The sequence below is a fragment of the Bartonella sp. TP genome, from assembly GCF_030406085.1.
Lineage (GTDB): Bacteria > Pseudomonadota > Alphaproteobacteria > Rhizobiales > Rhizobiaceae > CALTWN01.
The window spans coordinates 217,825-242,197 of the sequence record NZ_CP129002.1 but is presented as its reverse complement, the minus strand read 5'-3'; the positions used below and the strand labels follow the sequence as shown (position 1 = coordinate 242,197).

Below are 24,373 nucleotides of genomic sequence, written 5' to 3'. Positions count from 1 at the left end.
TAGATAGTTGCTTTATATTATTTGCTGGGTTAAGTTTTCGATATAGTTTATTTTGTCATAAATATTATTTATAGGGATTTTAGCATTGCCTAGAGGAGTTAGCAAGAATAATAAACCTTCTTCTTTAGAGGCGCTTATTAGGCTTACGCAGGCTGATATGGCCGAAGTTAATAGGCTGATATTGAATATGGCGTCGGCGCGTACGGATTTGATACCACAGATTTCCAATTATTTGGTGAATTCAGGCGGAAAAAGGCTCAGACCTATGCTTACTATAGCTAGCGCTCGTATGTTTGGCTATCCGTCTTTGCCGACTAGCGATAAATATGCGCACAGTAAATTAGCTACTGCGGTAGAATTTATGCACACTGCTACTTTGCTGCATGATGATGTGGTGGATAATAGCGATATGCGCCGTGGGCGCGCGACAGCACGTAAAGTTTGGGGCAATCAAGCTAGTATTTTAGTTGGTGATTTCCTTTTGGGTCAAGCCTTTGGGCTTATGGTAGATGTTGGTTCATTAGAGGCTTTGCAAGTGCTTTCAAAGGCTGCTTGTGTTATAGCCGAAGGTGAGGTTATGCAGCTAGCTTCATCCAAAAGCCCTGAGATATCCGAAGAAGAATATTTTACTATCATTAATTCCAAAACTGCGGAGCTTTTTGCTGCAGCTACTAGTGTCGGGGCAATTATCGCTGGCTGTGACGATGTGGCAATAGAGGCTATGAAAATCTATGGCCAAAAATTAGGTATAGCTTTTCAGCTAGTGGATGATATTTTAGATTATAACGGTAATGCTGATGATTTAGGTAAAAATATTGGGGATGATTTTCGCGATGGCAAAATTACCTTGCCCGTTATTTTGTGCTTAGAAAAAAGCGATGCTAACGAACGCCTATTTTGGTACAATGCTATGTGTGAGGGTAAGAATAGCGAAGAAGATTTGCAAGAAGCTATAAGGTTGTTGAAAAAATCTAATGCGTTAGAGCGCTCTATTGCTTATGCTAAGGAGTATGGAAAGCAAGCTTGTATAGCTTTGCAAAGCGTAAAGCCAGTAATGGACCAAGATATTCGTGAAGCTCTTTTGAATATTGTAGATTTTTGTATAATGCGGGTAACCTAAATGCGCAATTTTGCTTTTATTGCAGCCATTTTTTATATAGTTTTAGCTGCCTTAAGTCCCGTTGTGGCTGTTTCCCATAATTATGAGGGTTATGGTGCATATCTCTCTGGTGATGTAGCGTTGAAGCAAGGAGACAATACAAATGCCGTTGTTTATTTGCAACGGGCGCTTAAAGCCTCGCCCAATAATATTTTGATAAAGCAAAAGCTGTTTTTAGCTTATCTTTTTCATGGTTCAGTAGAAAAAGCAATATTGCTTAATGAGCAATTGCCTTCTGCTCAACAATTGCCGATGAGTGCAATTTTAAATATAGTAGCAAAATTCAAAAAGGGCGATTTGAAATCAATCTCATCCTTAGCAGAAAATCCTGAATGGTCTTTGGTAGACAATTTAGCGGTGCTTGTTTTAAAAGCTTGGGCCCTATATGGGGTAGGGCAGGTGGATGCTGCTGTACAGATACTTGTTCAGCCTACATTTACTGGTAAGGATAGTAAAAAAAAGCTCTTATCTTCGACCTTGACCTCAGAAATGCCAGAAAAATTACGGCAATTATTCCGTCCTTTTTTATTTTTCCATATGGCATTATTGATGGAAGCTAAAAATCCAAAACAGGCAATTTTGTACTTTAAGCAGGCCTTAGTAAATTATAAATCCTCCCTTGAGGATATAAATTTTTACAGAATTCTTGTAATAAATTATGTAGATTTGCTGCAAAGGCAAAGGGAATATAGTGCTATTAAGCAATTATTAGCACAAGCTAACGAATTATATGTAGATGACCTTGTTTTAGAGCAAGTTGCCATAAGGGTTCATAACAAAAACTTTATCTTGGATGATATTTTTGCTGGTTATAAAAAAAACGGCCAAGGCGCGCTTTGTGGTGTAGCAATTGGTCTCGCTAATATAAGCTCTTTTACTAATTATTTAAAATTGGCAGGCGCTGATAGACTATATGCTAGTTTTGCTTATTTTTTGTGCTCAAATAATATTGCGGTTAAGTTTCAATATGCTGGGCTTATTGCGCAAGAAGCGCTCAAGCAGCATCAAGATCTTTATAGGCAGATAAAACCACAGTCGGTATATTACACTGCAAGTAGATTAGAAGAAGCGTTATTGTGGAAAAATTTAGGTAAACCGAAGACAGCTTTGAGCCTTTTATGGGGATTGCGTGAACAAACAGCTGCAGCGGAGCAAAGCTTTTTTTTAGCTACTTATATGCTGGCAGATATTTATTCTTGGGTCGGCAATTCTAAAAAAGCAGGCGATATTATAGAGTCGTTTATAAATAATAAGCAAACGCGTACTAATTGGTCGATATATTATCAAGCTGGTATAATTTTTTCTCATTTAGGAAAATTGGATAAAGCGGTTAGATATTTCGATATGGCGGTTTCTCTAGCGCCAGACAATGCAGAATTGTTGAATTATTATGGCTATGTTTTGCTACAAAATAATATGCAGTTACCTAAAGCACTTTCGCTCTTGCTAAAGGCTAATTCATTGGATAAGAATAATGGTTACATTTTAGATTCTTTAGGATGGGCGTATTACCTTATTGCAGATTATAGCAAGAGTTTGATATATTTGCAAAAGGCTGTTGAGCTTTGTCCGTTTGAAAGTGAAGCTTTGGAGCATCTGGGAGATGTTTATTGGAAGGTTGGACAAAAGCAGCGGGCGGTTTATGAATGGAGGCACGCTATAGATTCTACTAAAGATGAGGCTGACATAGAAAAGTTAAAAGTAAAATTGAAACAAGGCCTAGTGGCTTCGCCTATATGATGGCGCAATTTTAGTTAAGATAATAATGGGGCTGTAGAAAGGCTAAGGTTAAATTGCTAGATTATTTGAATCCTAAAAAATCTTTTCAGGGATTAATTATGGCGTTGCAAAATTATTGGGCTAGCCAAGGCTGCGCTATATTGCAGCCTTACGATATGGAAATGGGAGCTGGGACTTTTCATCCATCGACGGTTTTGCGTGCTTTAGGCCCCAAGCCTTGGGCTGTTGCCTATGCGCAAGCTTGTCGCCGCCCCGCTGATGGCCGCTATGGGGAAAATCCGAATAGGCTACAACATTATTACCAGTTTCAAGTAATGCTTAAGCCCTCTCCGAAAAATATGCAAGAGCTTTATTTGGGCTCTTTGGCTGCTATAGGTATTTCTACCGATATGCATGATATAAGATTTGTTGAGGATGATTGGGAAAGTCCAAGCCTGGGGGCTTGGGGCTTGGGTTGGGAGTGTTGGTGCGACGGTATGGAGGTTTCGCAGTTTACTTATTTTCAGCAGGTTTGCGGAATTGAGTGTGCTCCAGTAACTGGAGAAATTACTTATGGTTTAGAACGATTGGCCATGTATATACAAGCTGTAAATAATGTTTATGATATAAATTATAACGGTGCAGAAGGTGCACGTAAATTGACTTATGGTGATATTTTTTTACAGGCCGAAAAAGGCCATTCTATATATAATTTTGAATTAGCTAATGTAGAGATGTTAAGACGGCATTTCGAGGATGCTAAGGCGGAGTGTGTGGCCATATTGAAACGCCGGCCAGGCTCTGTTGAATGCGTTTTTCCTGCTTATGAGCAATGTGTAAAAGCAAGCCATTTATTTAATCTTTTACAAGCGCGTGGGGCTATTTCCGTTTCGGCTAGGCAAGATTATATTTTAGAGTTACGAGCACTAGCGCAGCAATGTGGTGAGGCTTTTTTGCGCACAACATTTAGTGGCGAAGAAGAGCCAAAAAATTATAGATAGAGGATTACATGGCTGATTTGCTATTAGAATTATTTGGCGAGGAAATTCCAGCGTCTATGCAGGCTGGTGCCGCAGAAAACCTAAAAAAATTAGTAACTGATGCCGTGGTAGAGCATGGCTTGAATTACGCGGCGGCTGTAGTCTATTGGACGCCACGTAGGCTATGCCTAGATTTACGCGGGTTAAGCGAAAGCTCTGTTGCAAAAATTGTTGAAAAAAAAGGTCCAAATGTTAATGCCCCAGATAATGCTAAATTGGGTTTTTTACGTTCTGCTGGATTGAGTGATATTTCAGAAGCTAAAATAGTTTCTATCCCCGGTAAGGGAGATTTTTATTTTGCTTCTTATGAGCAAGTTGGGCGTAGTGCGTTGGAAATTCTGTCGCAAATAATGCCTAATATTATAAAGCAGTTTAATTGGCCTAAATCTATGCGTTGGGGCGCTTCTTCGCTATGTATGCAGTCGCTGCGCTGGGTACGCCCATTGCAAAATATTTTGTGTATATTAACCAGTGAAGTTGATGGCTGTCAGGTTGTGCCGTTTGAGATTGATGGACTGCAGTCGAATAATTATAGTTTCGGCCATCGTTTTATGTCTAACGGGCAGCCAATACAAGTTAGAGATTTTGCCGACTATCAAAGTAAGCTAGAGCGTGGCTATGTTATTTTAGATGTTGTAAGGCGTAAGAATATTATAAAATCTGACGCTGAAAACCTATGTTTTGCTAACGGTTTGCAATTATTAGAAGACGAGCCTTTGTTAGATGAGGTAGCAAATTTAGTAGAATTTCCAGTTGTAATGTTGGGACAGTTTAATAAAAAATTTCTTGCTATGCCGCAGAAAATTATACAGACTACTATACGTGAAAATCAGAAATGCTTTGTTACAAAAAATGCTCATGAGGCATCGGAATTAGCTAATTATTTTATAATTTGCGCTAATATCCAAACTTCTGATGGCGGGGATTTGATAATTAAAGGCAATGAAAAGGTAGTACATGCTAGGCTTAGTGATGCCGAGTATTTTTTTACTAAGGATTTAGAAGACACGCTTTTAGTTGGTACTTTAGGCGATCAGGATAAATATGCGCCGTTAGTATTAGATTTGCAAAAACCTTTGGACCAAAGGATGGCTGTAATTGTAGAGGAAGGTATAGTTTTTTATAAGCAGCTAGGCACGCAAGGTCAAAGGGTTGAACGGTTAGTGCAGTTGAGTCTTTTTATTGCCTCTAAGCTATTTATTGACGATTTGGCTTCTGTGTCTAGGGCAGCAAGTTTGGCAAAAGCAGATTTAGTTACCTATATGGTGCCTGAATTTCCAGCTTTACAAGGTTATATAGGGCGTGAGTATGCTATAGCACAGGGCGAAACCGCGGAAGTTGCTGCGACTATAGAAGAGCATTATAAGCCACAAGGGCAAAAAGATAAAGTGCCGAAGTCTGCTTTAAGTGTTTCCCTGGCTTTAGCCGACAAAATAGATAGCTTGGTAGGATTTTGGCTTATAAATGAGAAGCCAACGGGGTCTAGAGATCCTTTTGCGCTGCGCCGCGCCGCCTTAGGGGTAGTTAGATTAGTACTTAGTCGATCAGAAAATATTTTTTTATTGCCCATATTGGAGTATAGTGAAAAATTATTCTTACACCAATTGCAAATACCACAGCAGGTTATTTCGCCTGATTTATTGGAGTTTATTGTTGAGCGATTTAAAGGCTATGTGCAAAGTGAAGGGGCAAAGTTTAGTGTCATAGATGCCGTTATGGTTAATAAAGAAGATAATCTACTTGCTATGGCTAGAAAAATTGAAGCATTGATAGTTTTTTTAGATAAAGATATTGGCAAAAATTTTTATGCGGCTATAAAAAGGGTAGCTAATATTTTAACAAATATAACTGGGGTAGCCTCCAAAATAAATGTTGAACTGCTACGCGAAAAAGAAGAAAAATATCTTTTTGAAAAATTGCAAATTGTACAAAAAAAATTGTTAATGGATCTACATATCGGCGATTTTAGTGGGGCTTTTGAGGCTTTAGCTTTATTAAGCGAACCGATAGAAGATTTTTTTAATAATTTGCTAGTTGAAGATAAAATGGAGGCTATAAAATTAAATCGCTTAGCGTTGCTAGAGGCTGTTTTGGGGAGTGCTAAGCAATTAGCTGATTTTTCGAAAATAATTTATTGATGCTGTGTAGTAACAAACCAGACTTTGATATAGAAAAGCAATTACATTCATTAGGATATCAAAATGTTGTAGGAGTAGATGAGGTTGGCCGTGGTTGTTTAGCTGGTCCAGTAGTAGCCGCGGCAGTTATTTTGGATGCAAAAGCTATTCCCTTAAATATCAATGATTCAAAAAAATTAACCGCAATTCAGCGGTATAAGCTCTATAATTTGATTATAAAACAAGCAAAGAGTGTGGCCATAGCTAGCCTTTGTGCACGAAATATTGATAAAATTAATATTAGGCAGGCCTCGCTGCAAGCTATGGCTAAAGCAGTGCGAGCTTTAAATGCCGAGCCGGACTATGTTATTATAGATGGCATAGACAAACTGCCTTATCTTACTATAGAGCAAAGACCGGTAATAAAAGGAGATCAAACTAGTTTATCTATAGCAGCTGCGTCGATAATTGCCAAAGTGACGCGCGATCGCATGTTGTTAGAGATAGGAAAAGCGTATCCGGCTTTTGGTTTTGAAAAGCATGTAGGATATGCTACAAAGCAACATAGAGAGGCTTTGCATAATGTTAATGCTATAAAAAATATACATAGATTTACGTTTTCTCCCATAAAAGATTGTTAAGAATATGATGCGCGATAATATTATAACGGCAAATAATATAAATATAGCAGCTTTGGTTAAAGCTTTGTTAGCTGAAGAAGTGGTAGCCTTACCCAGCGAAACCGTTTATGGGCTTGCTGCAGATGCCACTTCTAATGCGGCTGTAAAAAAAATATATAATATAAAAAATCGACCTAGCTACAACCCATTAATAATACATGTTTGCGATATTGCTATGGTAAGAGAGTATTGTATAGTAAGTGAATTTGCTTATTACCTAATGCATTATTTTTGGCCCGGTGCTTTAACTTTAGTTTTGCCGCTGAAAGCGAAGCATCAGCTTGCCGCTGCTGTAACGGCTGGCTTAACTACTGTAGCTGTTCGGAGTCCCAAGGGGTTATTTAATAAGATAATAAAAGATTTTGGCAAACCATTGGCGGCTCCTAGCGCCAATAAATCTGGGGGTATTAGCCCCACTAATGCTATGGCGGTAGCGCAGGATATTGGTGATAAGCTTGATTTGATAGTTGATGGTGGTGCTTGTGAAATTGGTATTGAATCTACTATAGTGAAGTTAGATGGCAATGTATTGCGTATTTTGCGTCATGGAGGTATTACTAAAGAAGCGCTGGTTGCAGCATTAAAGGCCTTTAATGCTACTAGTGGGTTGGATCCTATTATCTTAGGTTTGTCCGGTAATAGCGCAACTATAGAAGCACCTGGAATGTTAAGCTCACATTATGCTCCGCGTAGTTTAATGCGGCTGGGGATTACAGAAATTAAGACTGGTGAGGTTTTATTAGCTTTTGGTCAACAACAATGTGCTCATGTTGAGCGAGCTTTGAAGATTTTAAATTTGAGTAAGAGCGGAAATTTAAAAGAGGCTGCCTTGAATTTATATTATTATTTAAAATGCCTAGATGCTTGTAATCCCACTGCCATTGCTGTGCAGAATATACCACAATATGATCTAGGCGTGGCTATTAACGATCGGCTGGCTAGGGCTGCGGCTCCGCGTATTTAACTATGTCGGCGATAAATTTTTTAAATAAAATTGGCCATATTTTATCTTCGCAACAAATTTTGCATCGTGCTGAAGATACAGAGCTCTATAGACTATCGCCGCGGGGATTTTATGAGCATAAATTAACAGCGGTTTTGTTGCCTGAAACTACGCAGCAAGTAGCGGCTATTATGCGTGCGGCCTATGAAACAAAAACCTCAATAATTCCTCAAGGCGGCAATACAGGCTTAGTAGGTGCTCAACAAGGCGTAGTTGGACAGGAAAATATAGTACTATCGCTAAAGCGCATGGATAAGATTATAAATATAGATGCTGCTAATTTTACTGTATTACTAGAAGCGGGTGTAATTTTAGAAAATTTGCATGCAGAATTAGGTAAGAGAAGTTTGTATTTTCCTTTGCAATTAGCTTCGCAAGGTAGTTGTTGTATAGGAGGTAACCTTTCTACAAATGCTGGCGGCACAGCAGTCTTAGCTTATGGCTCTATGCGAGATTTGTGCTTGGGGTTAGAGGTGGTTTTACCAGATGGCCGAGTTTTAAACGATTTGCGTTTTGTTAAAAAAGATAATAGTGGGTATGATCTTAAAAATTTATTCATTGGCGCCGAAGGTACATTGGGCATAATTACTAAAGCTGTTTTGAAACTATGGCCACAGCCCAGGCAAAGGCAATTTGCCTATATCGCTTGCGAAAATCTAAAACAAGTCTTAGCAGTTTTTGCCAAAGCTAGGCAGGCCTTTGGCCAAGAGTTAGAGGCTTATGAATTGCTTTCAGATTTTGCTATGCAATTGTCGCTGCAATATTTAAATAAAACGTCGCTATTTACTAAGCAACATGCTTGGTATGTTTTATTAGGTCTTGCTTGTTTAGACAATGAAGCCAAAGGGCACCTGAGATTAGAAGATTTGCTACAAAATGCTTTAGCAGTGGGTTTGATACAGGACGCTGTTGTCGCGCAAAATCAGGTGCAGGAGAATTATTTTTGGCAACTTCGTGAAAATGTATCTGCCGCCCAAAAACACGTAGGTGTTTCTATAAAAAATGATATATCTGTACCCATAAACAATATGGTTGAATTCCTTAAGTTTGGTGCTAGCATTGTTGCGCAGCATTGCCCTACTGCTCGTATAGTATGTTTTGGTCATATTGGCGACGGCAATTTACATTACAATATTTTAGTCCCAGCAGGTTATACTGCACAAGAGAATGCTGAATTTTTGGATTTATGGCAACCCATAAGTGCGGCTTTAAATACGCTTGTTGTACAATTGGGCGGTTCAATCGCTGCAGAGCATGGTATAGGTCAACTAAAGCGCTCTGCTTTAGAAATTTTTAAAGACCCGGTGGCTTATACCTTAATGTTGTCTATAAAACAGCAATTGGATCCTCATAACATTATGAATCCACATAAAATATTAAATTTATGAAACTTTAATATAATGGTTACTAATTTATTTTATGCCTAATTTTATGAAGGAAAATATTACACAACAAGCTTCTGAAGAAATACGGCTAGACCCTAGAGCTTTTCCGCAACGAATTAAATATAATTGTGCGGAAACAGGTAATATGCGCTACTGTGTTTTGCATGCGGATAAGGTAATATTGTATTGTATCTTGGCTCCAAATGTAAGCACATTGCCCAAAGTTTTTCCTATCCGAGACTTTAAAGGGGTGGTAGCTCATATAATCTCCCAAGGGGCTAGCGATAAATCGATAGCATTGAGTTTATTGCATAAGGATTTAGTTTTATCTATACCTTTATTTATATCTAAAAATTTAAAAAGCGCGTTACTAAACTGGCATTTGTGGGCAAATATTTATGATGTTCCTATGTATTTGTTTCAAGATTTAGGTAAGCTTGTGCTAATAAGCGATAAAGATTCATTTTGTGGTTTAGGTTCTTCATCAGCAGTTTCTTTATTTTCACTGCGTATGTCTAGTAAAGTCATAGACTTGCACCTTGGCGGAAAACGGGTTATCTTGTAGTTAAGATCGGTGAGAGATGTCTGTTATAGAGCGCCATACCCAATATAGCTTATCTAAAGTCGACCTCAGGGCCGTTCTACTTTTTCTGGCGCGTAGAAAATTTAAAACTAAAAAATTTATAATAAAACTTTGTTTAATTTGGTTAGCAAGCATGCTGGCAGCAGTTGTATCTCTAGCTCTTTTGCATAATCACTTTACCGTGTATAATAGTTTGCAGATATTGCTGCATGCGGCCTTGTTGTATTTATTTATAATAGTTAGCCTCATTAGTCTGGAGCTATTAGTTGTGATCCCCTTAAAAATGCGACATATAGTAAAAAATAGTAATTTTTCTTATGAGCCGCAAACTATTTGGTGGAATGAGTATGGTATAGCTATTTTGACAGCAAAATTGAAGCGTAGCTATCCTTTGCGCTTGTTTTATGGTTGGAAAGATTTAACCGATTATATCTTGCTTTATTTGACGGAGCATCAATATAGTATTTTGCCCAAACGTGCTTTTACTGATGAGCAGAAGCAAGATTTAATTTCTACTTTAGACAAGATGTTAGCACGGAAATTATAATTTTTTTCCTATGTCTTTTCTATAATGTAAATTATATTTGTCTAAATCGGCACAAGCACGGTAGGCTAGGGCTTGTGCTTCCTCGAGGTTAGCACCTATTGCTGCTATGTTCAATAAGCGGCCGCCTTGGGGTTTTAGTACAGCCCGATGTATATTGGGCTGTATAATATTGCCAAAAAATAAATGTAAGTTAGGCAATTTGTTATACTTATCTATGAAATCTTGTAAGTCAATATTTTTGCCTGGGTATGAATTGTAAGGGTAGCCTTTGGAGGCTAAGACAATATTTATGCTATAATATTCGTACCAGTTAGGTTCTTCACTATCTAAGGTACCGTTAATTGTTGCAATAAATAGTTGTAATATATCGCTATTTAATCTTAGTAACAATGCTTGGCATTCTGGATCCCCTAGCCGTACATTATATTCGAGTAATTTTGGTCCGCTAGGAGTTAGCATAATACCAGCAAATAAAATACCCTTGTAGGGCAGCCCGATATTTCTCAAGGCGGTAAGTGTGGGATGGATAATATTAGACATAATGAGCTGTTTTTGGTTAGAATCTAATAAATCTTGACTGGAATAAGCTCCCATGCCGCCTGTATTAGGCCCCTTGTCATTATCATAAAGTTTTTTATAGTCTCTTGCGTAACCAAAACTTACAGGCGTTTTGCCATCGTAGAGTACAAAAAAGCTGACTTCTTTTCCTGTTAGATATTCTTCTATTAATATAGCTGAGCCGTATTTTGTCGTGCATTCTTCAATGGCGTTGTTTGCTTGCTCTATAGTTGTGGCGACGAAAGTGCCTTTGCCCAAAGCTGGTCCATCAGCCTTGATAACTACGGGTAGGGGCTGATTTGCGATAAACTGCTTTGCTTCTGCTTTGTTATAGAAAGCTTTAAAATTTGGGCTGGGTACCATATAATTTGCTAATAAATTTTTGGTAAAAATTTTTGAGCTTTCAAGCTTTGCCGCTGCTTGAAAAGGAGCAAAAGCCGCGATTTTGTGTTGTGCCAAGGCATTGGCCAGGCCATTAATAATAGGTTGCTCTGGGCCTATAACTACCAAGTCAATGTTATTTTTTTTGCATAATTCTATTATGGGGTTGTGGTTTATGTTATCATAGGCGATATTTACTATGTTTGCTAAGCCTATAAAACCAGGATTAGGGCCAATGCAATATAGATTTCTTAATAAGGCAGAGCCACTAATTTTCCAAGCCAAGGCATGTTCTCTAGCGCCGCTGCCAATGAGTAGAACATTTATTTGCATTGTTTTTCTTGCCTCTGTTAGAGGGTTAATATATAGAAAATTATAAGCATAATCTATAGTAGGGGAAAGTATGAATATAAGAGCAAATTTGGTAAAAGATTCTTGTCCAAAGCATTGGGTATATCATTATTTGCCCAACAATCTTATAGCCTACGCACAGCTTGCGCGTTGGGATAGGCCTGTCGGCTGGCAGCTGCTTTTAGCACCGTGCTTAGTGTCTTTATTTTTAGCTTTTGCATCAGAAAAAGCTTTAGCTGCGGCAGCTTTTACTAAAGTTTTATATTATGCTTTGTTGTTTTGTTTTGGTGCTATAGCTATGCGTGGTGCTGCATGCACCTTGAATGATATAGTGGATATAGATATAGATATGCAGGTAGAGCGAACACAGCAACGACCCCTAGCCAGCGGTGCTATAAGCAAAGCCCAGGCTGTTATTTTTATGCTTTTGCAATGTTCGGTTGGGTTAATTATTTTGCTGCAATTTAATAAATTGACTATTTGGCTTGGCCTTTCTTCAATTTTAGTATGTATTATTTACCCTTTTATGAAAAGAATAACAAATTGCCCACAATTTTTTCTAGGCCTAGCTTTTGGCTGGGGGGCCTTGTTGGGTTGGTCTGCCTTGCTGAATAATTTATCTGTGTCCGCGATTTTATTATATTGTGGCTGTGCGTTTTGGATTGTTGGTTATGACACTATTTATGCGTGCCAAGATATGCGAGATGATATAAAAATTGGTGTTGGTTCCACAGCTTTATTATTTAAGGATAATTTGGTCTTAGCCGTTGGGTTATTTTATAGCTTTTTTGTATTATTCTTGGCCGCAGCATTCTATAGCGCTTCTGTACCATATTTTGCCTATATTGGTTTAGTCGCCGCTTTGTTTCAACTGGGCTGGCAAATATACAAGCTAGACATGTACAGCGAGTCGGTGTGTTTGCGTTTATTTAAGACGAATGTCCATACGGGCCTTATTTTATGCGGTGCTTTGCTTCTTGCAGCTTTAAGGATATAATTTTTCGTTGATCCAGTTATTGCTGCCTTGCCTGATAAAAACTGAGCGCTTATGCAAGCGAAATTTACCCTCTTGCCAGAATTCTATCCTCTTTGGTATGATTCTAAAGCCAGACCAGTATGGCGGACGGGTTATGGGACCTATCGCAAATTTAGTGGTATAATAGGCTAGGTTTTTTTCTAGCGCGTGCTCGCTTTCCAAGCTGCGCGATTGCTTAGAGGCCCATGCCCCTATTTGGCTAAGTCTGGGACGAGAGTGGAAATATTGGTCGGCTTGTTCATTGTTAATAGTTTCAACATCGCCTTGTATCCTTATTTGTTTTGCAAGCGATTTCCAATGAAAAACCGCAGCTGCTTTTAAGGTTTTAAGTAGTTCTCTGCCTTTTGCGCTTTCAAAATTAGTGTAAAAAATAAATCCTTCCCGGCTGAATTCCTTTAGCAATACTATGCGTACATTAGGGTAGCCAGTTTCATTTACGGTGGCTAGGGCCATTGCATTGGGGTCGCTAGGCTCTACTTCGCAAGCTTCCTCATACCATTTATTAAATAGGCTGAAAGGATCATTATTTTCCATTAGTTAAAACTCTTCTCGCTGATTATATATTTGCTATACTATAGACATTAATTACTTACATTTCCATATTATATGTGTAAAAGAAAATTGCAAAGAGGTGTCTATGTTAAATCCATATTCGGTTTTAGGAGTTAGCAAAACTGCAAGTGAAAAAGAAATAAAGTCGGCCTTTAGAAAACTTGCTAAGCAATACCACCCGGACCATAACCCAAATGATAAATCTGCGCAGGATAACTTTGCAAAAATTAACCAGGCTTATGAAATTCTAGGGGATGCTAAAAAAAGGGCGCAATTTGACCGAGGGGAAATAGATGGCGACGGTAAGCCGGGCTTTCAGGGCTTTACCGGTAAAGCTAATCCGTTTAACTCCGCTGGCTCTTCTGGCGGTTTTAATTTTAAATCTGAGCGTGGATTTGATGCTAGTGATATTTTACGAGATATTTTTGGTGCAGCTGGTGCTAGTGACTCTGCTTTTGGTATGGGGGCAAATAGTTCTATAAAGGCTGCTGATATAGCAGCGGAAACCTCTATAAGTTTGCAACAATTGATAGCTAACGAAAAAATAGATGTTCGTTTGCCAAATGGTAAAGCATTAAAAATACAATTACCTAAATATTTAGAAGATGGCCAGGTGATTCGCTTGCGTGGCCAGGGAGAAAGGCAGGCATTTGGGCCTAGCGGTGATGCGCTGATTACAATAAAAATTAAAAAAGATCCGCTTTTTGAAGTAAAAGGCCGTGATTTATATATGGATCTTCCTATACAACTCAAGGATGCAGTGCAAGGTGGCAAAATCTCAGTAGCGTCGATAGACGGCACTTTGGCAATTTCTATACCTGAATGGTCAAGCTCTGGTAAGTTATTTCGTTTAAAGGGCAAAGGTTTGCCTACCAAAATTGGTGGTCGGGCGGATTTATATATACGACTTTTAATTATGTTGCCAGATAAGCAAGATAAAAAATTAAAAGCTCTTTTCAACGAGGATAAATAATGCTAAAGTGATTCTAGTAATAAAATAACCATGTAATTTTTTCTTGGACTTTTATTGCTTTAATTAATGTGAGTTAGGAGAGTTAATAATGACAAAACAATTAACAAAAACATATCTATTGGCCATAGCAGTAATTGCTTCGCTTTTTAGTGTAAGCGGCGCGGTTGCTCAAGAAGCAAAAAAAGCTTCTGTTGTTGTTGAAGCACCATGGGCCAGAGCTTCTCATGCTGGTGTTAAAACCGCTGGCGGCTATGTGCATTTGGTAAATAATGGAGATAAGGACGATTTTCTAGTAGCCGTTAAATCTCCAATTGCAGCCAAGATACAATTGCATAAAATGGCTTTGGTTAACAATATCATGAAGTGCAAACTATTGCAGCATCCGATTTTGGTTAAAGCGCATAGCGACTTTACTTTAAAGCCAGGTGCTTTTCACATTATGTTTATGGACCTGAAGAAACCGCTTGTAAAAGGTGAAACTTTTCCAGCTGTGTTTTTCTTCAAGCATAGCGCTCCTGTGAATGCAACTTTTGTTGTTGGTGGTATGGACGAGGTTTCTGCTCCAGTGTTAGCTAAAGAACCAGTTGCAGTAATAACAACGACAACAAAAACAGTATCTAAGTAATTTAGATCCATTGCCGCTATTAACTTCGATAACGGCTTTATAAGACTTTTGGGCGCTTTAGCATAAGCGCCCATTTTTTATTATTCAGCGTAGGGTAGATGCAGCTCTTTCCATAATTCCTGCAGGGCTATTACCAACTCTTCTATCATTGTTTGGCTGTGCAGTGGAGTTGGCGTTATACGCAGTCTTTCAAAACCTTTTTCTACTGTAGGGTAATTTATAGGCTGTAGGTAGATATTATACTTATCCAGCAATGCCTGGCTTAATTTATTACATTTGGAAGAATCATTTACCATTAGCGGTATAATATGTGAATTGGTTTCAATTATTGGCAAATTGCTATTTTTTAACATAATTTTTAATGTTTTTGCGTTTTTTTGCTGCTTCTGTCTTAGTTTATCTCCAGCTTCGCTTTGTAAATAATTTATACTAGCCAAACTAGCTGCAGCTATAGCAGGCGGGATAGAGGTGGTAAAGATAAACCCACTCGCGTTTGAGCGTATTACGTCTATTAGTAAATCGTTTGCTGCAATGTAGCCGCCGACGCATCCAATTGCTTTACCCAGCGTTGCCTGTATGATATCGATTTTATTACTAGCATTATATAATTGAGCTAGCCCAGCACCTGTTTTGCCATACATTCCAACGGCATGTACCTCATCTAGGTAGGTTAACGCGTTATATTTTTTGGCTAGCTCTGAAATTTCAACTATCCGGCCAAAATCACCATCCATTGAATAGACGCTTTCAAAAACTATAAGCTTGGGTATATTTATGGAATATTGGTTTAAAAGTTTTTCAAGCTCTATTAAGTCATTATGTTTAAAAACATGTTTAGCAGCGCGGCTAGATTTTATGCCTGTAATTATAGAAGCGTGATTCTTTTGATCTGAAAATATTACACAGCCGGGTAAAGCCTGTACCAGCCCAGTAATTGCTGCTTCATTGGCTACATAGCCAGAGCTAAACAATAGTGCTGCTTGTTTTTCATGATAATTAGCTAATGTTTGCTCAAGCAAGTAATGATAATAGCTATTGCCTGAAATATTGCGTGTGCCACCAGCGCCAGTGCCAGTTTCTTTGGCAGCTTTGCACATTGCTCTTATTACATGCTGGTTACAGCCTTGGCCCAAATAATCATTTGAGCACCATATGGTAACTTCTTTGCTTGTTTCTTGTTCTAAAAAATATTTAGCTTTGGGAAATTTTCTTGAATCTCTAAGTAATTTTGCAAATATTCTATAGCGATTTTCAGTTTTTAATGTAGCTATATTAGTGGCAAAGGCGCGTTGATAATCATACATTAAGGCTAGTCCTGTAATAGCTGTGTGATTTGCGGTGTAAAATAGCTTATTATTATAGAAGCCCCGGCTCTTTTTATAGCCGTCAAACTTTCTAATATTGCGGCGTTTTCGTCTAACAGACCAGCTGCACAGGCAAATTTGATAGCACTATATTCTCCGCTTACCTGATACGCTGCTACCGGGAGATAGGTAAGGTCACGTAACTTTGTTATTACGTCTAGATATAGTCCTGCAGGCTTTACCATAAGTATATCCGCGCCTTCTTTTTCATCAAGGATTGCTTCTTGTAGAGCCTCATTTGCGTTAGCCATATCCATTTGATAGGTCTTACGATTGTCTAAGACGTTATTATTAGTTATTGCAGATTTTGCGGCATGGCGAAAAGGGCCGTAAAAGCTAGAAGCAAATTTAATTGCATAAGACATAATCGGTATATGTTCAAATCCGTGTTTATCCAAAGCCACCCTTATAGCTTGTATTTGTCCGTCTAGCATAGCGGAGGGAGCCACCATATCACAGCCAGCTTCGGCACATATCACAGCTTGTTCGGCTAATAGTTTTATGCTGGCATCATTATCTATATATCCTTGTGCTGTTAAAATACCACAATGTCCGTGCTCAGTATATTCGCAAAAGCAGTTATCTGTAATAATTAACATTTCTGGAGCACTATCTTTAGCTATTTTAACTATGCGCGCTAAGAAGCCGTTTTTATTTAGACTGTTGCTGCCCTTTGTATCTTTATTTTGGGTAACGCCAAATAATATTACTGCTTTTATGCCGAGCGTATAGAGATTTTTTAAATGTTTTCCTAAATTATTTTCTGCTATTCTACTTTGCCCAGGTAGAGCAGCTATAGCAGTGTTTTGCTCTGCTGTTTCTTCAACAAAAACTGGATAAATAAAATTAGTCTTTTGTAGATGTGTTTCTTGCACCAAAGCGCGCAAGGTAGGGCTTCTACGCAGCCTGCTTAATCTTAGCGAGGGAAACATTGAAAACTCCAATAGATTAACTATTGTTATGATACTATTATAGAATTATTCACTATACAATGTTTTGCTATAGAAATTCTAAACAATTTTCGTTATATAATTTAACTTTATTATTTTAAACAACGCAAGGTTTTTTATGGCGAATAAGTTATTAGATGGAAAAAAGGGTTTAATATTAGGTTTAGCGAATCAGCATTCTATAGCGTGGGGCATTGCAAAAGCCGCTGCTGCTGCAGGGGCTCAGTTGGGCTTTACCTACCAAGGCGAAGCGTTAAAAAAACGTGTAGAGCCTTTAGCTAGCCAAGTTGGTGGTGTTGTGTTTGGAGCCTGTGACGTTTCTGATTGTGATTCTATAGATGCTCTTTTCGATCAGGTAGAAACGCAGTGGGGTAAATTAGATTTTTTAGTGCATGCCATAGGCTTTTCAGATAAAAATGAGCTTACAGGACGTTATGTTGAAACGAGCTTAGCTAATTTTTTAAATACTATGCATATTTCCGTTTATTCTTTTACAGCCATAACAAGGCGCGGCATGAAGCTTATGCAAAATGGAGGCTCTATACTAACGCTTTCTTATTACGGTGCAGAAAAGGTTATGCCTCATTATAATGTTATGGGGGTAGCTAAAGCTGCTTTAGAGGCTAGTGTAAAATATTTAGCTGTTGATTTAGGACCACAAAAAATAAGAGTAAACGCGATTTCAGCCGGGCCTATAAAGACTTTAGCAGCTTCTGGCATAGGAGACTTTCGTTATATTTTAAAATGGAATGAATATAACTCGCCTTTGCGCAAAACCGTTGATATTGATGAAGTTGGAGATTCGGCTTTATACTTTTTATCCGACTTATCTAGAGGCGTAACGGGAGAAGTTCATCATGTTGATAGCGGCTATCATGTTGTGGGGATGAAGGCTGTTGATGCACCTGATATTTCTGTGGTTTAGTAAGCAATTAGCTAAGGTTGTTAATGTCGCATAATAGCTTCGGGCATTTATTTAGAGTTACTACATGGGGCGAAAGCCACGGTGCAGCTATAGGCTGTGTTGTCGATGGCTGTCCCCCCCATATTATTTTTAGTCAGGGCGAGATGCAGCATTATATGAATAAGCGTCGTCCAGGCCAGAGTGCTTATGTAAGTTCTAGACAAGAAGCAGATAATGTAGAAATATTAAGCGGCGTAATAGAGCAAGAAACTATAGATGGTACAAAAACTTATTTAACTACGGGCACGCCAATATCATTGTTGATTCGGAATATTGATTCGCGTAGCAAGGATTATGATGAATTAGCGGATATTTATAGGCCCTCTCATGGTGATTATAGCTATGATGCTAAATATGAAGTACGGGATCATAGAGGCGGCGGCCGCGCTTCTGCACGTGAAACTGCCACTAGAGTTGCGGCCGGAGTGATTGCTAGAAAAATATTACCCATGGTTAAAATACGTGGCGCTATAACTAGCATTGGTCCGTATAGTATAAATTATAATAACTGGAATTGGGAAGAGGTAGCGCGCAATTCTTGCTATTGTCCTGATCAAGAGGCATCAACAAAATTTGCAGATTATTTGAAGCAAATAAAAGAAGATGGCAGTTCAGTAGGCGGCGTTGTAACAATTATTGCCGAAAATGTGCCTAAAGGGTTAGGCGCGCCCATTTATGGCAAATTAGATCAAGATCTTGCGGGTCTTATAATGAGCATTAATGCGGTTAAGGCTGTGGAAATTGGTGCGGGTTTTAGCGCAGCTATGCTAAGGGGAGAAGAACACGCAGATCAGATGACGATAGGGTCTGAGGGGGCAGAGTTTTTAAGTAATAATGCTGGCGGTATTTTAGCTGGGATTTCGACGGGACAGCCTATTGTAATAAGTTTTGCGGTAAAACCTACCTCTTCTATTGCTAAAAATTTACAAACTATAAATAAGGCTGGTGAAGCAGTTCAATTAACTACAAAAGGTCGTCATGATCCGTGCATAGCTATACGAGCCGTAGCCGTAGGTGAGGCGATGGTAGCTTGCGCATTGGCAGACCACTTTTTACGCCATAGAGGGCAAATAGGGGTTGCAAATTTAAGCTAGCTATATTTTTTAGAATAAGCTATATTGTAATTCTTAATAGAGTTGTAATTAAAGTATTAAAATATGTATAATGAAGAAAATTTATTAAAAGCGCTGGCGGCTTTTGCAAAGGGTCAAATGGTTGTAGTAACTGATGATAACAACCGTGAGAATGAAGGCGATTTAGTTATAGCTGCTAATCATTGCACAGTAGAAAATATGGCGTTTATGATTCGTCATACCTCTGGTATTATTTGTGCACCGCTTACCAAGGAGATAGCGTCTAAATTAGACTTGCCTTCTATGGTAGAAAAAAATTCCTCTGCGTATAATACAGCCTTTACGGTTAGTGTAGATAGTAAACGTGAAACCACAACGGGTATTTCTGCGGCTGAGCGCACAGCAACAGTGAATCGGCTAGCTAATAGTTCATCAGCTCCGTGGGACTTTGTAAGGCCTGGACATATTTTTCCACTTATTGCGAAAGAAAATGGGGTATTAACTCGCTCTGGCCATACTGAGGCAGCGGTAGATTTATGTAAGTTAGCTGGCTTGCCGGAAGTTGCCGTTATTGGTGAGTTGATGAATGACGATGGTACAGTGCAGCACGGCGAAGAAGTAAGTAATTTTGCAGCAAAGCATGATTTACCGTTATTAAGCGTCGAAGATTTAATTATTTATAGACAGCGGCATGAAGAATTAGTGAAGCCTAGAAATAAATATATAATAGAAGATAGTGCGTTTAAAGTCGTCAGCTATGATTATGCTGTATTAGGATCTGACAGACATTATACAGTATTAGTAATTGGCGACACGTCTATGGGCGAGGCTGCTTTATTTGTTGAGCAGCTTAATTTTTTGACTCCGAACGGGCCGCAATTTGTCAAAAGCACAGAAGAAATAGATGAGCAATATGGCAATTATCCATGCGCCGTATGTATTCGTATAGTTGTGCAGATAAAAAACGCTAAAGATTCTACTCTTTCTCAAAGCGACGCAGAAAATTATGAGCAAGCTTTGGGGCGTCGTCAGCATTGGAGTCTTTATGGTGCTAGTGCACAAATTTTACGAAATTTAGGTATAACTAATGTTTATTTGCCTGATATTGGCCCGGGGGAGGAGCATAAAAATTACAAAAAAGAGCTCAATGCCTGCGGTATTCATTTAGAGGATAAGTAGCATATGGTTAAATCAGCTGTAGATAATAGAGATATTGCGGAGTTAACTTTTGAACAGGCAATGGCTGCCTTGGATAATATTCTGCAGCGTTTAGAAAGCGGTGAGATAGAGCTGGCACAATCTATTGCTATTTATGAACGAGGCGAGCTTTTGAAAAAGCATTGTGAAAATTTACTTAAAGCTGCAGAACTAAAAATAGAGAAGCTGAAAATAAATAATGAAGGTGCTGTTGTTGGTGCTGAGCCGCTGAAAGAGCATTCCAATAGTTATATAGATACTAGTGATGAAGATTTACCCTTTTAATAATGCAGATGGCTCAGAAAATAAGACAACAAATACTGTTTTATTAGATCAAATTGCCTCGCCGCAAGATCTGCGTAAGTTAGATAAATCTCAATTGTTGCAATTATGTGACGAACTTCGTAAAGACATTATAGATATTGTTTCGGTAACAGGTGGGCATTTGGGAGCGGGCCTTGGCGTTATCGAGCTAACGGTAGCCTTGCATTATATTTTTGAAACACCATATGACCGATTAATTTGGGATGTGGGCCACCAGGCCTACCCGCATAAAATACTTACTGGACGGCGTAAGGACATGTATAGTTTGCGTAAATCAGGTGGGCTATCTGGTTTTACCAAGCGTAGTGAAAGCGAATACGACCCTTTTGGAGCAGGGCATGCTTCTACCTCTATTTCTGCAGCCCTAGGAATGGCTGTTGCTGAAGAACTGCGCCAGGCAGAACCAGAAAAAAATGAAGATAAGGCAAGAAATGTTATAGCGGTTATAGGTGACGGAGCTATGTCGGCTGGTATGGCTTATGAGGCTATGAATAATGCGGGTGAAGCGGATGCGCGCTTGATAGTGATTCTAAATGATAATGATATGTCAATTGCACCGCCAGTTGGGGCTATGAGCAATTATCTGGCTAGGTTGGTTTCAAGCCCTTTTTATAGAAAAATTCGTGAACAAGCAAAAGAGATAAGCCATAAATTACCTAATGTTGTTTTGCAAAAAATGCGTCAATCGGAGGAATTTTTTCGGGGATTTTTGGCAGGTGGCACCACCTTATTTGATGAGCTTGGTTTTTATTATATAGGCCCTGTTGATGGGCATAATCTTGAAAATTTGCTAGCTATTTTAAAAAATGTAAAAGAGTGGCAATATGGGCCTGTGCTTATACATGCTATAACGCATAAGGGGAAAGGTTATGCTCCGGCAGAGGCAGCTTTTGACAAATTTCATGGGGTAAGTAGTTTTGATATAGCCACTGGTGCGCCAAAAAAAATTATGCAACCAGTTAAGCCTAGCTATACAAAAATTTTTGCAGAAGCTTTAATTAAAGAAGCAAAAATTGACAATAAAATCGTTGCTATTACTGCCGCTATGCCGTCGGGTACAGGGTTAGATGCGTTTGCAAAGGAATTTCCGAATAGAATGTTTGATGTCGCTATTGCCGAGCAGCATGCTGTAACCTTTGCTGCTGGATTAGCGTCAGAAGGCTATAAGCCTTTTGTAGCTATTTATTCTACATTTTTGCAAAGGGCGTATGATCAAATCGTGCATGATGTTTCGCTACAACATTTGCCAGTACGTTTTGCCATAGATCGAGCTGGATTTGTTGGCGCTGACGGTCCAACCCATGCTGGTAGCTTTGATATAGCTTTTTTGGCAAATTTACCAGATTTTGTTCTTATGGCGCCTAGCGATGGCAACCAATTACAAAAAATGGTTGCGACGGCAGCTTCTTATAATGAGGGCCCTATAGCATTTCGTTTCCCACGTGATAATAGTGCAGTTGCTATGTCTGAAATTTTGGGCGAGCTTATTTTGCCCATAGGTAAGGCTCGGCTAATTAAGCAGGGGACAACAGCAGTATTATTAAGTTATGGTACATGCTTAGATCAGGCCATTCAAGCGGCTGTCTTATTAGAGGATCGGTGTATTTCTACAACGGTAATAGATGCTCAATTCTGCAAGCCCTTGGATACGGATTTAATTACTATGGCTGCGCAGCAGCATGAGGTTATGATAACTATAGAAGAGGGAGCTATGGGCGGATTTGGTTCGCAAATCAGTAATTATTTAGCTAATAATGCCTTATTAGATGGCGCGCTGAAGCTTCGCCATATTTATTTACCCGATGTATATTTGGAGCATGGCGACCGTGAACAAACGCTAAAGCAGGTTGGGTTTGATAGCCAAAATATTTTTAAGTTAGTTCTACAAGCTTTAGGCAGAAATTTATAGCTGTATGCAGGACGGCATTCGTTTAGATAAATATTTAGTTGAGTTGGGTTATTTTGCCAATCGCTCACGGGCAGAAGATGCAATAAAGCGTGAGGCTGTAACGGTAAATGGGCAAGTAATTACTAAAGCGGGAACTTTGATTAATGCTACTTTACCTAAATCTGTTATAAAAGTACAAGACGCCGCGCAGGGTTATGTTTCTCGCGCTGCTTTAAAATTAGCTTCGGCGTTAGAGCATTTTTATATAGATGTTAGAGACAAATTAGCTTTAGATTTGGGCGCATCCACTGGCGGTTTTACACAGATTTTGTTGCAAAAAGGTGCCAAACATGTCATAGCTTTAGATGTGGGGCATAATCAGATTGCTGATATTTTGCGTAATGATGCTAGAGTTACCGTGTTGGAGGGTATTAATGCTCGGCATGTTACTCGAAGCCAATTAGGTGGTAAACAATTTAATTTGCTCGTATGTGACGTTAGCTTTATATCTTTGAAGCTAGCGCTACCAGCTAGTTTAGATTTGGCTTTACCGGGTAGCTTAGCTGTAATCTTGGTGAAGCCGCAATTTGAGGCTGGAAAAAGAGCCTTAGGAAAATCTGGTATAATTAGGGATGAACAAGTAGGATTGGCTGTGGCAAAAGAAATTTCCTATTGGTTTGATAATTTACCAGGTTGGTCAACAAGAGGTTTATGTCCTTCTTCGATAAAAGGCCGGGATGGGAATCAAGAGTATATTTTGTTTGGAGAAAAAACGTGTGATACAGCCTGATTTTCTTGAATCTGTAATGAATGGGCAGCCTTTGTGTAAATTTTTTGGCAGTTGTGGTGGCTGCACCGCACAGCATATGAGCGCTGACGCTTATAGTGCTTGGAAAGAAGGGCAAGTAGCGCAGATATTGCAGCATAATGGTATAAAAGGGACGCTGCAGCCTATTTTCAAAGGTGCTCCTTATAGAAGAAGATGCTTAACCTTAACCATAGAAAATAGCTCTTGCCAGCAAAAGCTTGGCTTCATGGTTTATCACAGTCACGAATTGGTAGATTTGACAGAGTGTCATTTAGCTTTGCCAGAGATAATAGAGCGGTTGCCAGAAGTGAAAACTTTAACTGCCTTATTGCAAAACCATGCAAAAACTTTTCGCGTTAGACTTTTATGGAGCAATCAGGGCTTAGATGTAACCTTTTTAGATTTGCCGCCGCTTGTTTGTAAGCAAAAGCAACGATTAATAGAGCAAATGCTAATTGTAGATATTATAAGGCTAAGTATAGACAATGAAATATTGTTAGAAAAAGCGAAGCCATGTTTAACTTATGGAACGGTTGAAGTAGAATTGCCTCCAGCTATTTTTGTACAAGCTGATGCTATAGCAGAAGGTCATATGATTGCCATTGCCAATGAACATTTGCAAAAATGCAAAACTATAGTTGAATTATTTTGTGGCGCTGGTAGCTTTACTTTCCCGTTGCTAGAATATATGTCTGTTCATGCAGTAGAATCAAATGAAGCTGCTCTTGCAGCTTTACTGAAAGCTTATAAAATACAAAATCATGGGTTAAAAAAACTCACTTATGAGCGCCGAGATTTAGTCCTTAGACCATTGCGTGCTGATGAATTAAATGGTTTTGACGGTTTATTATTTGACCCTCCGCGCGCTGGAGCTAAGGCGCAAGCCGCTGAAATTGCTAAAAGCAATATTAAAAAAATTGTCGCCGTGTCTTGTAATATTGCAACTTTAGTAGAAGATATAAAAATACTACAGCAAGGCGGTTACCATATTGATAAAATTATACCTATAGATCAATTTTTATGGTCTAATCATTGTGAAATGGTGGTATTATTATCCAAGAAAACTAAGCGAACTGGGTGGAGCTTATAGTAATTA

At 38.8% G+C, this 24,373-nt stretch carries 23 protein-coding genes; 19 read left to right on the top strand and 4 right to left on the bottom strand.

The features are described from left to right. The first annotated feature begins 70 nt into the window (after nucleotides 1-70). The 9 genes from QVL57_RS01210 (at nucleotide 71) to QVL57_RS01170 (ending at nucleotide 10,233) form a co-directional block, all read left to right on the top strand. Nucleotides 71-1,120 (top strand): polyprenyl synthetase family protein, encoded by a 1,050-nt coding sequence (locus tag QVL57_RS01210; RefSeq protein ID WP_290077428.1) that lies wholly within the window; start codon nucleotides 71-73, stop codon nucleotides 1,118-1,120. Further along, the gene (locus QVL57_RS01205) at nucleotides 1,121-2,899 is read left to right on the top strand and encodes a tetratricopeptide repeat protein (RefSeq protein WP_290076830.1); all 1,779 of its coding nucleotides are present in this window, start codon (nucleotides 1,121-1,123) and stop codon (nucleotides 2,897-2,899) included. A gap of 53 nt (nucleotides 2,900-2,952) precedes the next feature. After that, the gene (locus QVL57_RS01200) at nucleotides 2,953-3,879 is read left to right on the top strand and encodes a glycine--tRNA ligase subunit alpha (protein WP_290076828.1); all 927 of its coding nucleotides are present in this window, start codon (nucleotides 2,953-2,955) and stop codon (nucleotides 3,877-3,879) included. Between the two features lie 8 nt (nucleotides 3,880-3,887). After that, complete coding sequence (gene glyS, locus QVL57_RS01195; RefSeq protein ID WP_290076827.1) at nucleotides 3,888-6,056, top strand: glycine--tRNA ligase subunit beta; 2,169 nt, start codon at nucleotides 3,888-3,890, stop codon at nucleotides 6,054-6,056. Next, complete coding sequence (locus QVL57_RS01190) at nucleotides 6,056-6,676, top strand: ribonuclease HII (RefSeq protein ID WP_290076825.1); 621 nt, start codon at nucleotides 6,056-6,058, stop codon at nucleotides 6,674-6,676. The genes glyS and QVL57_RS01190 overlap by 1 nt, the downstream gene beginning before the upstream one ends. A 4-nt stretch (nucleotides 6,677-6,680) precedes the next feature. Continuing rightward, entirely contained in the window at nucleotides 6,681-7,679 is a 999-nt protein-coding gene (locus tag QVL57_RS01185) for an L-threonylcarbamoyladenylate synthase (protein WP_290076824.1), read from the top strand. Between the two features lie 2 nt (nucleotides 7,680-7,681). After that, nucleotides 7,682-9,106, top strand: coding sequence for an FAD-binding oxidoreductase (locus QVL57_RS01180; protein WP_290076822.1), 1,425 nt, complete (start codon nucleotides 7,682-7,684; stop codon nucleotides 9,104-9,106). Between the two features lie 43 nt (nucleotides 9,107-9,149). Further along, entirely contained in the window at nucleotides 9,150-9,668 is a 519-nt protein-coding gene (locus QVL57_RS01175) for a DUF6101 family protein (RefSeq protein WP_290076820.1), read from the top strand. Nucleotides 9,669-9,819: 151 nt separating this feature from the next. Continuing rightward, nucleotides 9,820-10,233 carry a YcxB family protein gene (locus QVL57_RS01170; protein WP_290076818.1) on the top strand — a complete coding sequence of 138 codons (414 nt, stop codon included), beginning with the start codon at nucleotides 9,820-9,822 and terminating at the stop codon, nucleotides 10,231-10,233. Here QVL57_RS01170 and purD read toward each other — a convergent pair. Continuing rightward, nucleotides 10,228-11,505, bottom strand: coding sequence for a phosphoribosylamine--glycine ligase (purD, locus tag QVL57_RS01165; protein WP_290076816.1), 1,278 nt, complete (start codon nucleotides 11,503-11,505; stop codon nucleotides 10,228-10,230). The two genes, QVL57_RS01170 and purD, sit on opposite strands and share 6 nt — an antisense overlap. Nucleotides 11,506-11,575: 70 nt before the next feature. Here purD and ubiA point away from each other — a divergent pair, with 70 nt between their 5' ends. Beyond that, nucleotides 11,576-12,520, top strand: a complete 945-nt coding sequence (gene ubiA, locus QVL57_RS01160; RefSeq protein ID WP_290076814.1) for a 4-hydroxybenzoate octaprenyltransferase — start codon at nucleotides 11,576-11,578, stop codon at nucleotides 12,518-12,520. On the opposite strand, the gene pdxH is transcribed toward ubiA, so the two are convergent. After that, complete coding sequence (pdxH, locus tag QVL57_RS01155) at nucleotides 12,509-13,093, bottom strand: pyridoxamine 5'-phosphate oxidase (protein ID WP_290076812.1); 585 nt, start codon at nucleotides 13,091-13,093, stop codon at nucleotides 12,509-12,511. The genes ubiA and pdxH overlap by 12 nt on opposite strands. Before the next feature lie 103 nt (nucleotides 13,094-13,196). Here pdxH and QVL57_RS01150 point away from each other — a divergent pair, with 103 nt between their 5' ends. Both QVL57_RS01150 and QVL57_RS01145 read left to right on the top strand, forming a co-directional pair. Then, on the top strand, nucleotides 13,197-14,084 hold the full coding sequence (locus QVL57_RS01150) for a DnaJ C-terminal domain-containing protein (protein WP_290076810.1): 888 nt from the start codon (nucleotides 13,197-13,199) through the stop codon (nucleotides 14,082-14,084). 88 nt (nucleotides 14,085-14,172) lie between these two features. Then, nucleotides 14,173-14,709 carry a copper chaperone PCu(A)C gene (locus tag QVL57_RS01145; RefSeq protein WP_290076808.1) on the top strand — a complete coding sequence of 179 codons (537 nt, stop codon included), beginning with the start codon at nucleotides 14,173-14,175 and terminating at the stop codon, nucleotides 14,707-14,709. Nucleotides 14,710-14,789: 80 nt separating this feature from the next. On the opposite strand, the gene hemA is transcribed toward QVL57_RS01145, so the two are convergent. Then, on the bottom strand, nucleotides 14,790-16,013 hold the full coding sequence (gene hemA, locus QVL57_RS01140) for a 5-aminolevulinate synthase (RefSeq protein WP_290076807.1): 1,224 nt from the start codon (nucleotides 16,011-16,013) through the stop codon (nucleotides 14,790-14,792). Nucleotides 16,014-16,018: 5 nt separating this feature from the next. Beyond that, the gene (gene hemB, locus QVL57_RS01135; protein ID WP_290076806.1) at nucleotides 16,019-17,005 is read right to left on the bottom strand and encodes a porphobilinogen synthase; all 987 of its coding nucleotides are present in this window, start codon (nucleotides 17,003-17,005) and stop codon (nucleotides 16,019-16,021) included. A 136-nt stretch (nucleotides 17,006-17,141) separates the two neighbouring features. On the opposite strand from hemB, the gene fabI reads away from it, so the two are divergent. The 7 genes from fabI to QVL57_RS01100 all read left to right on the top strand — a co-directional run bounded on the left by fabI (nucleotide 17,142) and on the right by QVL57_RS01100 (nucleotide 24,367). Continuing rightward, on the top strand, nucleotides 17,142-17,948 hold the full coding sequence (gene fabI, locus QVL57_RS01130; RefSeq protein WP_290076804.1) for an enoyl-ACP reductase FabI: 807 nt from the start codon (nucleotides 17,142-17,144) through the stop codon (nucleotides 17,946-17,948). Between the two features lie 23 nt (nucleotides 17,949-17,971). Beyond that, the gene (aroC, locus tag QVL57_RS01125) at nucleotides 17,972-19,081 is read left to right on the top strand and encodes a chorismate synthase (RefSeq protein ID WP_290076801.1); all 1,110 of its coding nucleotides are present in this window, start codon (nucleotides 17,972-17,974) and stop codon (nucleotides 19,079-19,081) included. Nucleotides 19,082-19,144: 63 nt separating this feature from the next. Then, a complete protein-coding gene (gene ribB, locus QVL57_RS01120; protein ID WP_290076799.1) occupies nucleotides 19,145-20,239 on the top strand; it encodes a 3,4-dihydroxy-2-butanone-4-phosphate synthase in 1,095 nt (364 codons plus the stop codon). Between the two features lie 3 nt (nucleotides 20,240-20,242). Continuing rightward, the gene (locus tag QVL57_RS01115; protein WP_290076797.1) at nucleotides 20,243-20,542 is read left to right on the top strand and encodes an exodeoxyribonuclease VII small subunit; all 300 of its coding nucleotides are present in this window, start codon (nucleotides 20,243-20,245) and stop codon (nucleotides 20,540-20,542) included. Next, nucleotides 20,523-22,490, top strand: coding sequence for a 1-deoxy-D-xylulose-5-phosphate synthase (gene dxs / locus QVL57_RS01110; RefSeq protein WP_290076795.1), 1,968 nt, complete (start codon nucleotides 20,523-20,525; stop codon nucleotides 22,488-22,490). The genes QVL57_RS01115 and dxs overlap by 20 nt, the downstream gene beginning before the upstream one ends. Before the next feature lie 4 nt (nucleotides 22,491-22,494). Further along, complete coding sequence (locus tag QVL57_RS01105) at nucleotides 22,495-23,259, top strand: TlyA family RNA methyltransferase (RefSeq protein ID WP_290076794.1); 765 nt, start codon at nucleotides 22,495-22,497, stop codon at nucleotides 23,257-23,259. After that, on the top strand, nucleotides 23,246-24,367 hold the full coding sequence (locus QVL57_RS01100) for an RNA methyltransferase (RefSeq protein ID WP_290076792.1): 1,122 nt from the start codon (nucleotides 23,246-23,248) through the stop codon (nucleotides 24,365-24,367). Before QVL57_RS01105 ends, QVL57_RS01100 begins: the two co-directional genes overlap by 14 nt. The last annotated feature ends 6 nt before the right edge of the window (nucleotides 24,368-24,373 follow it).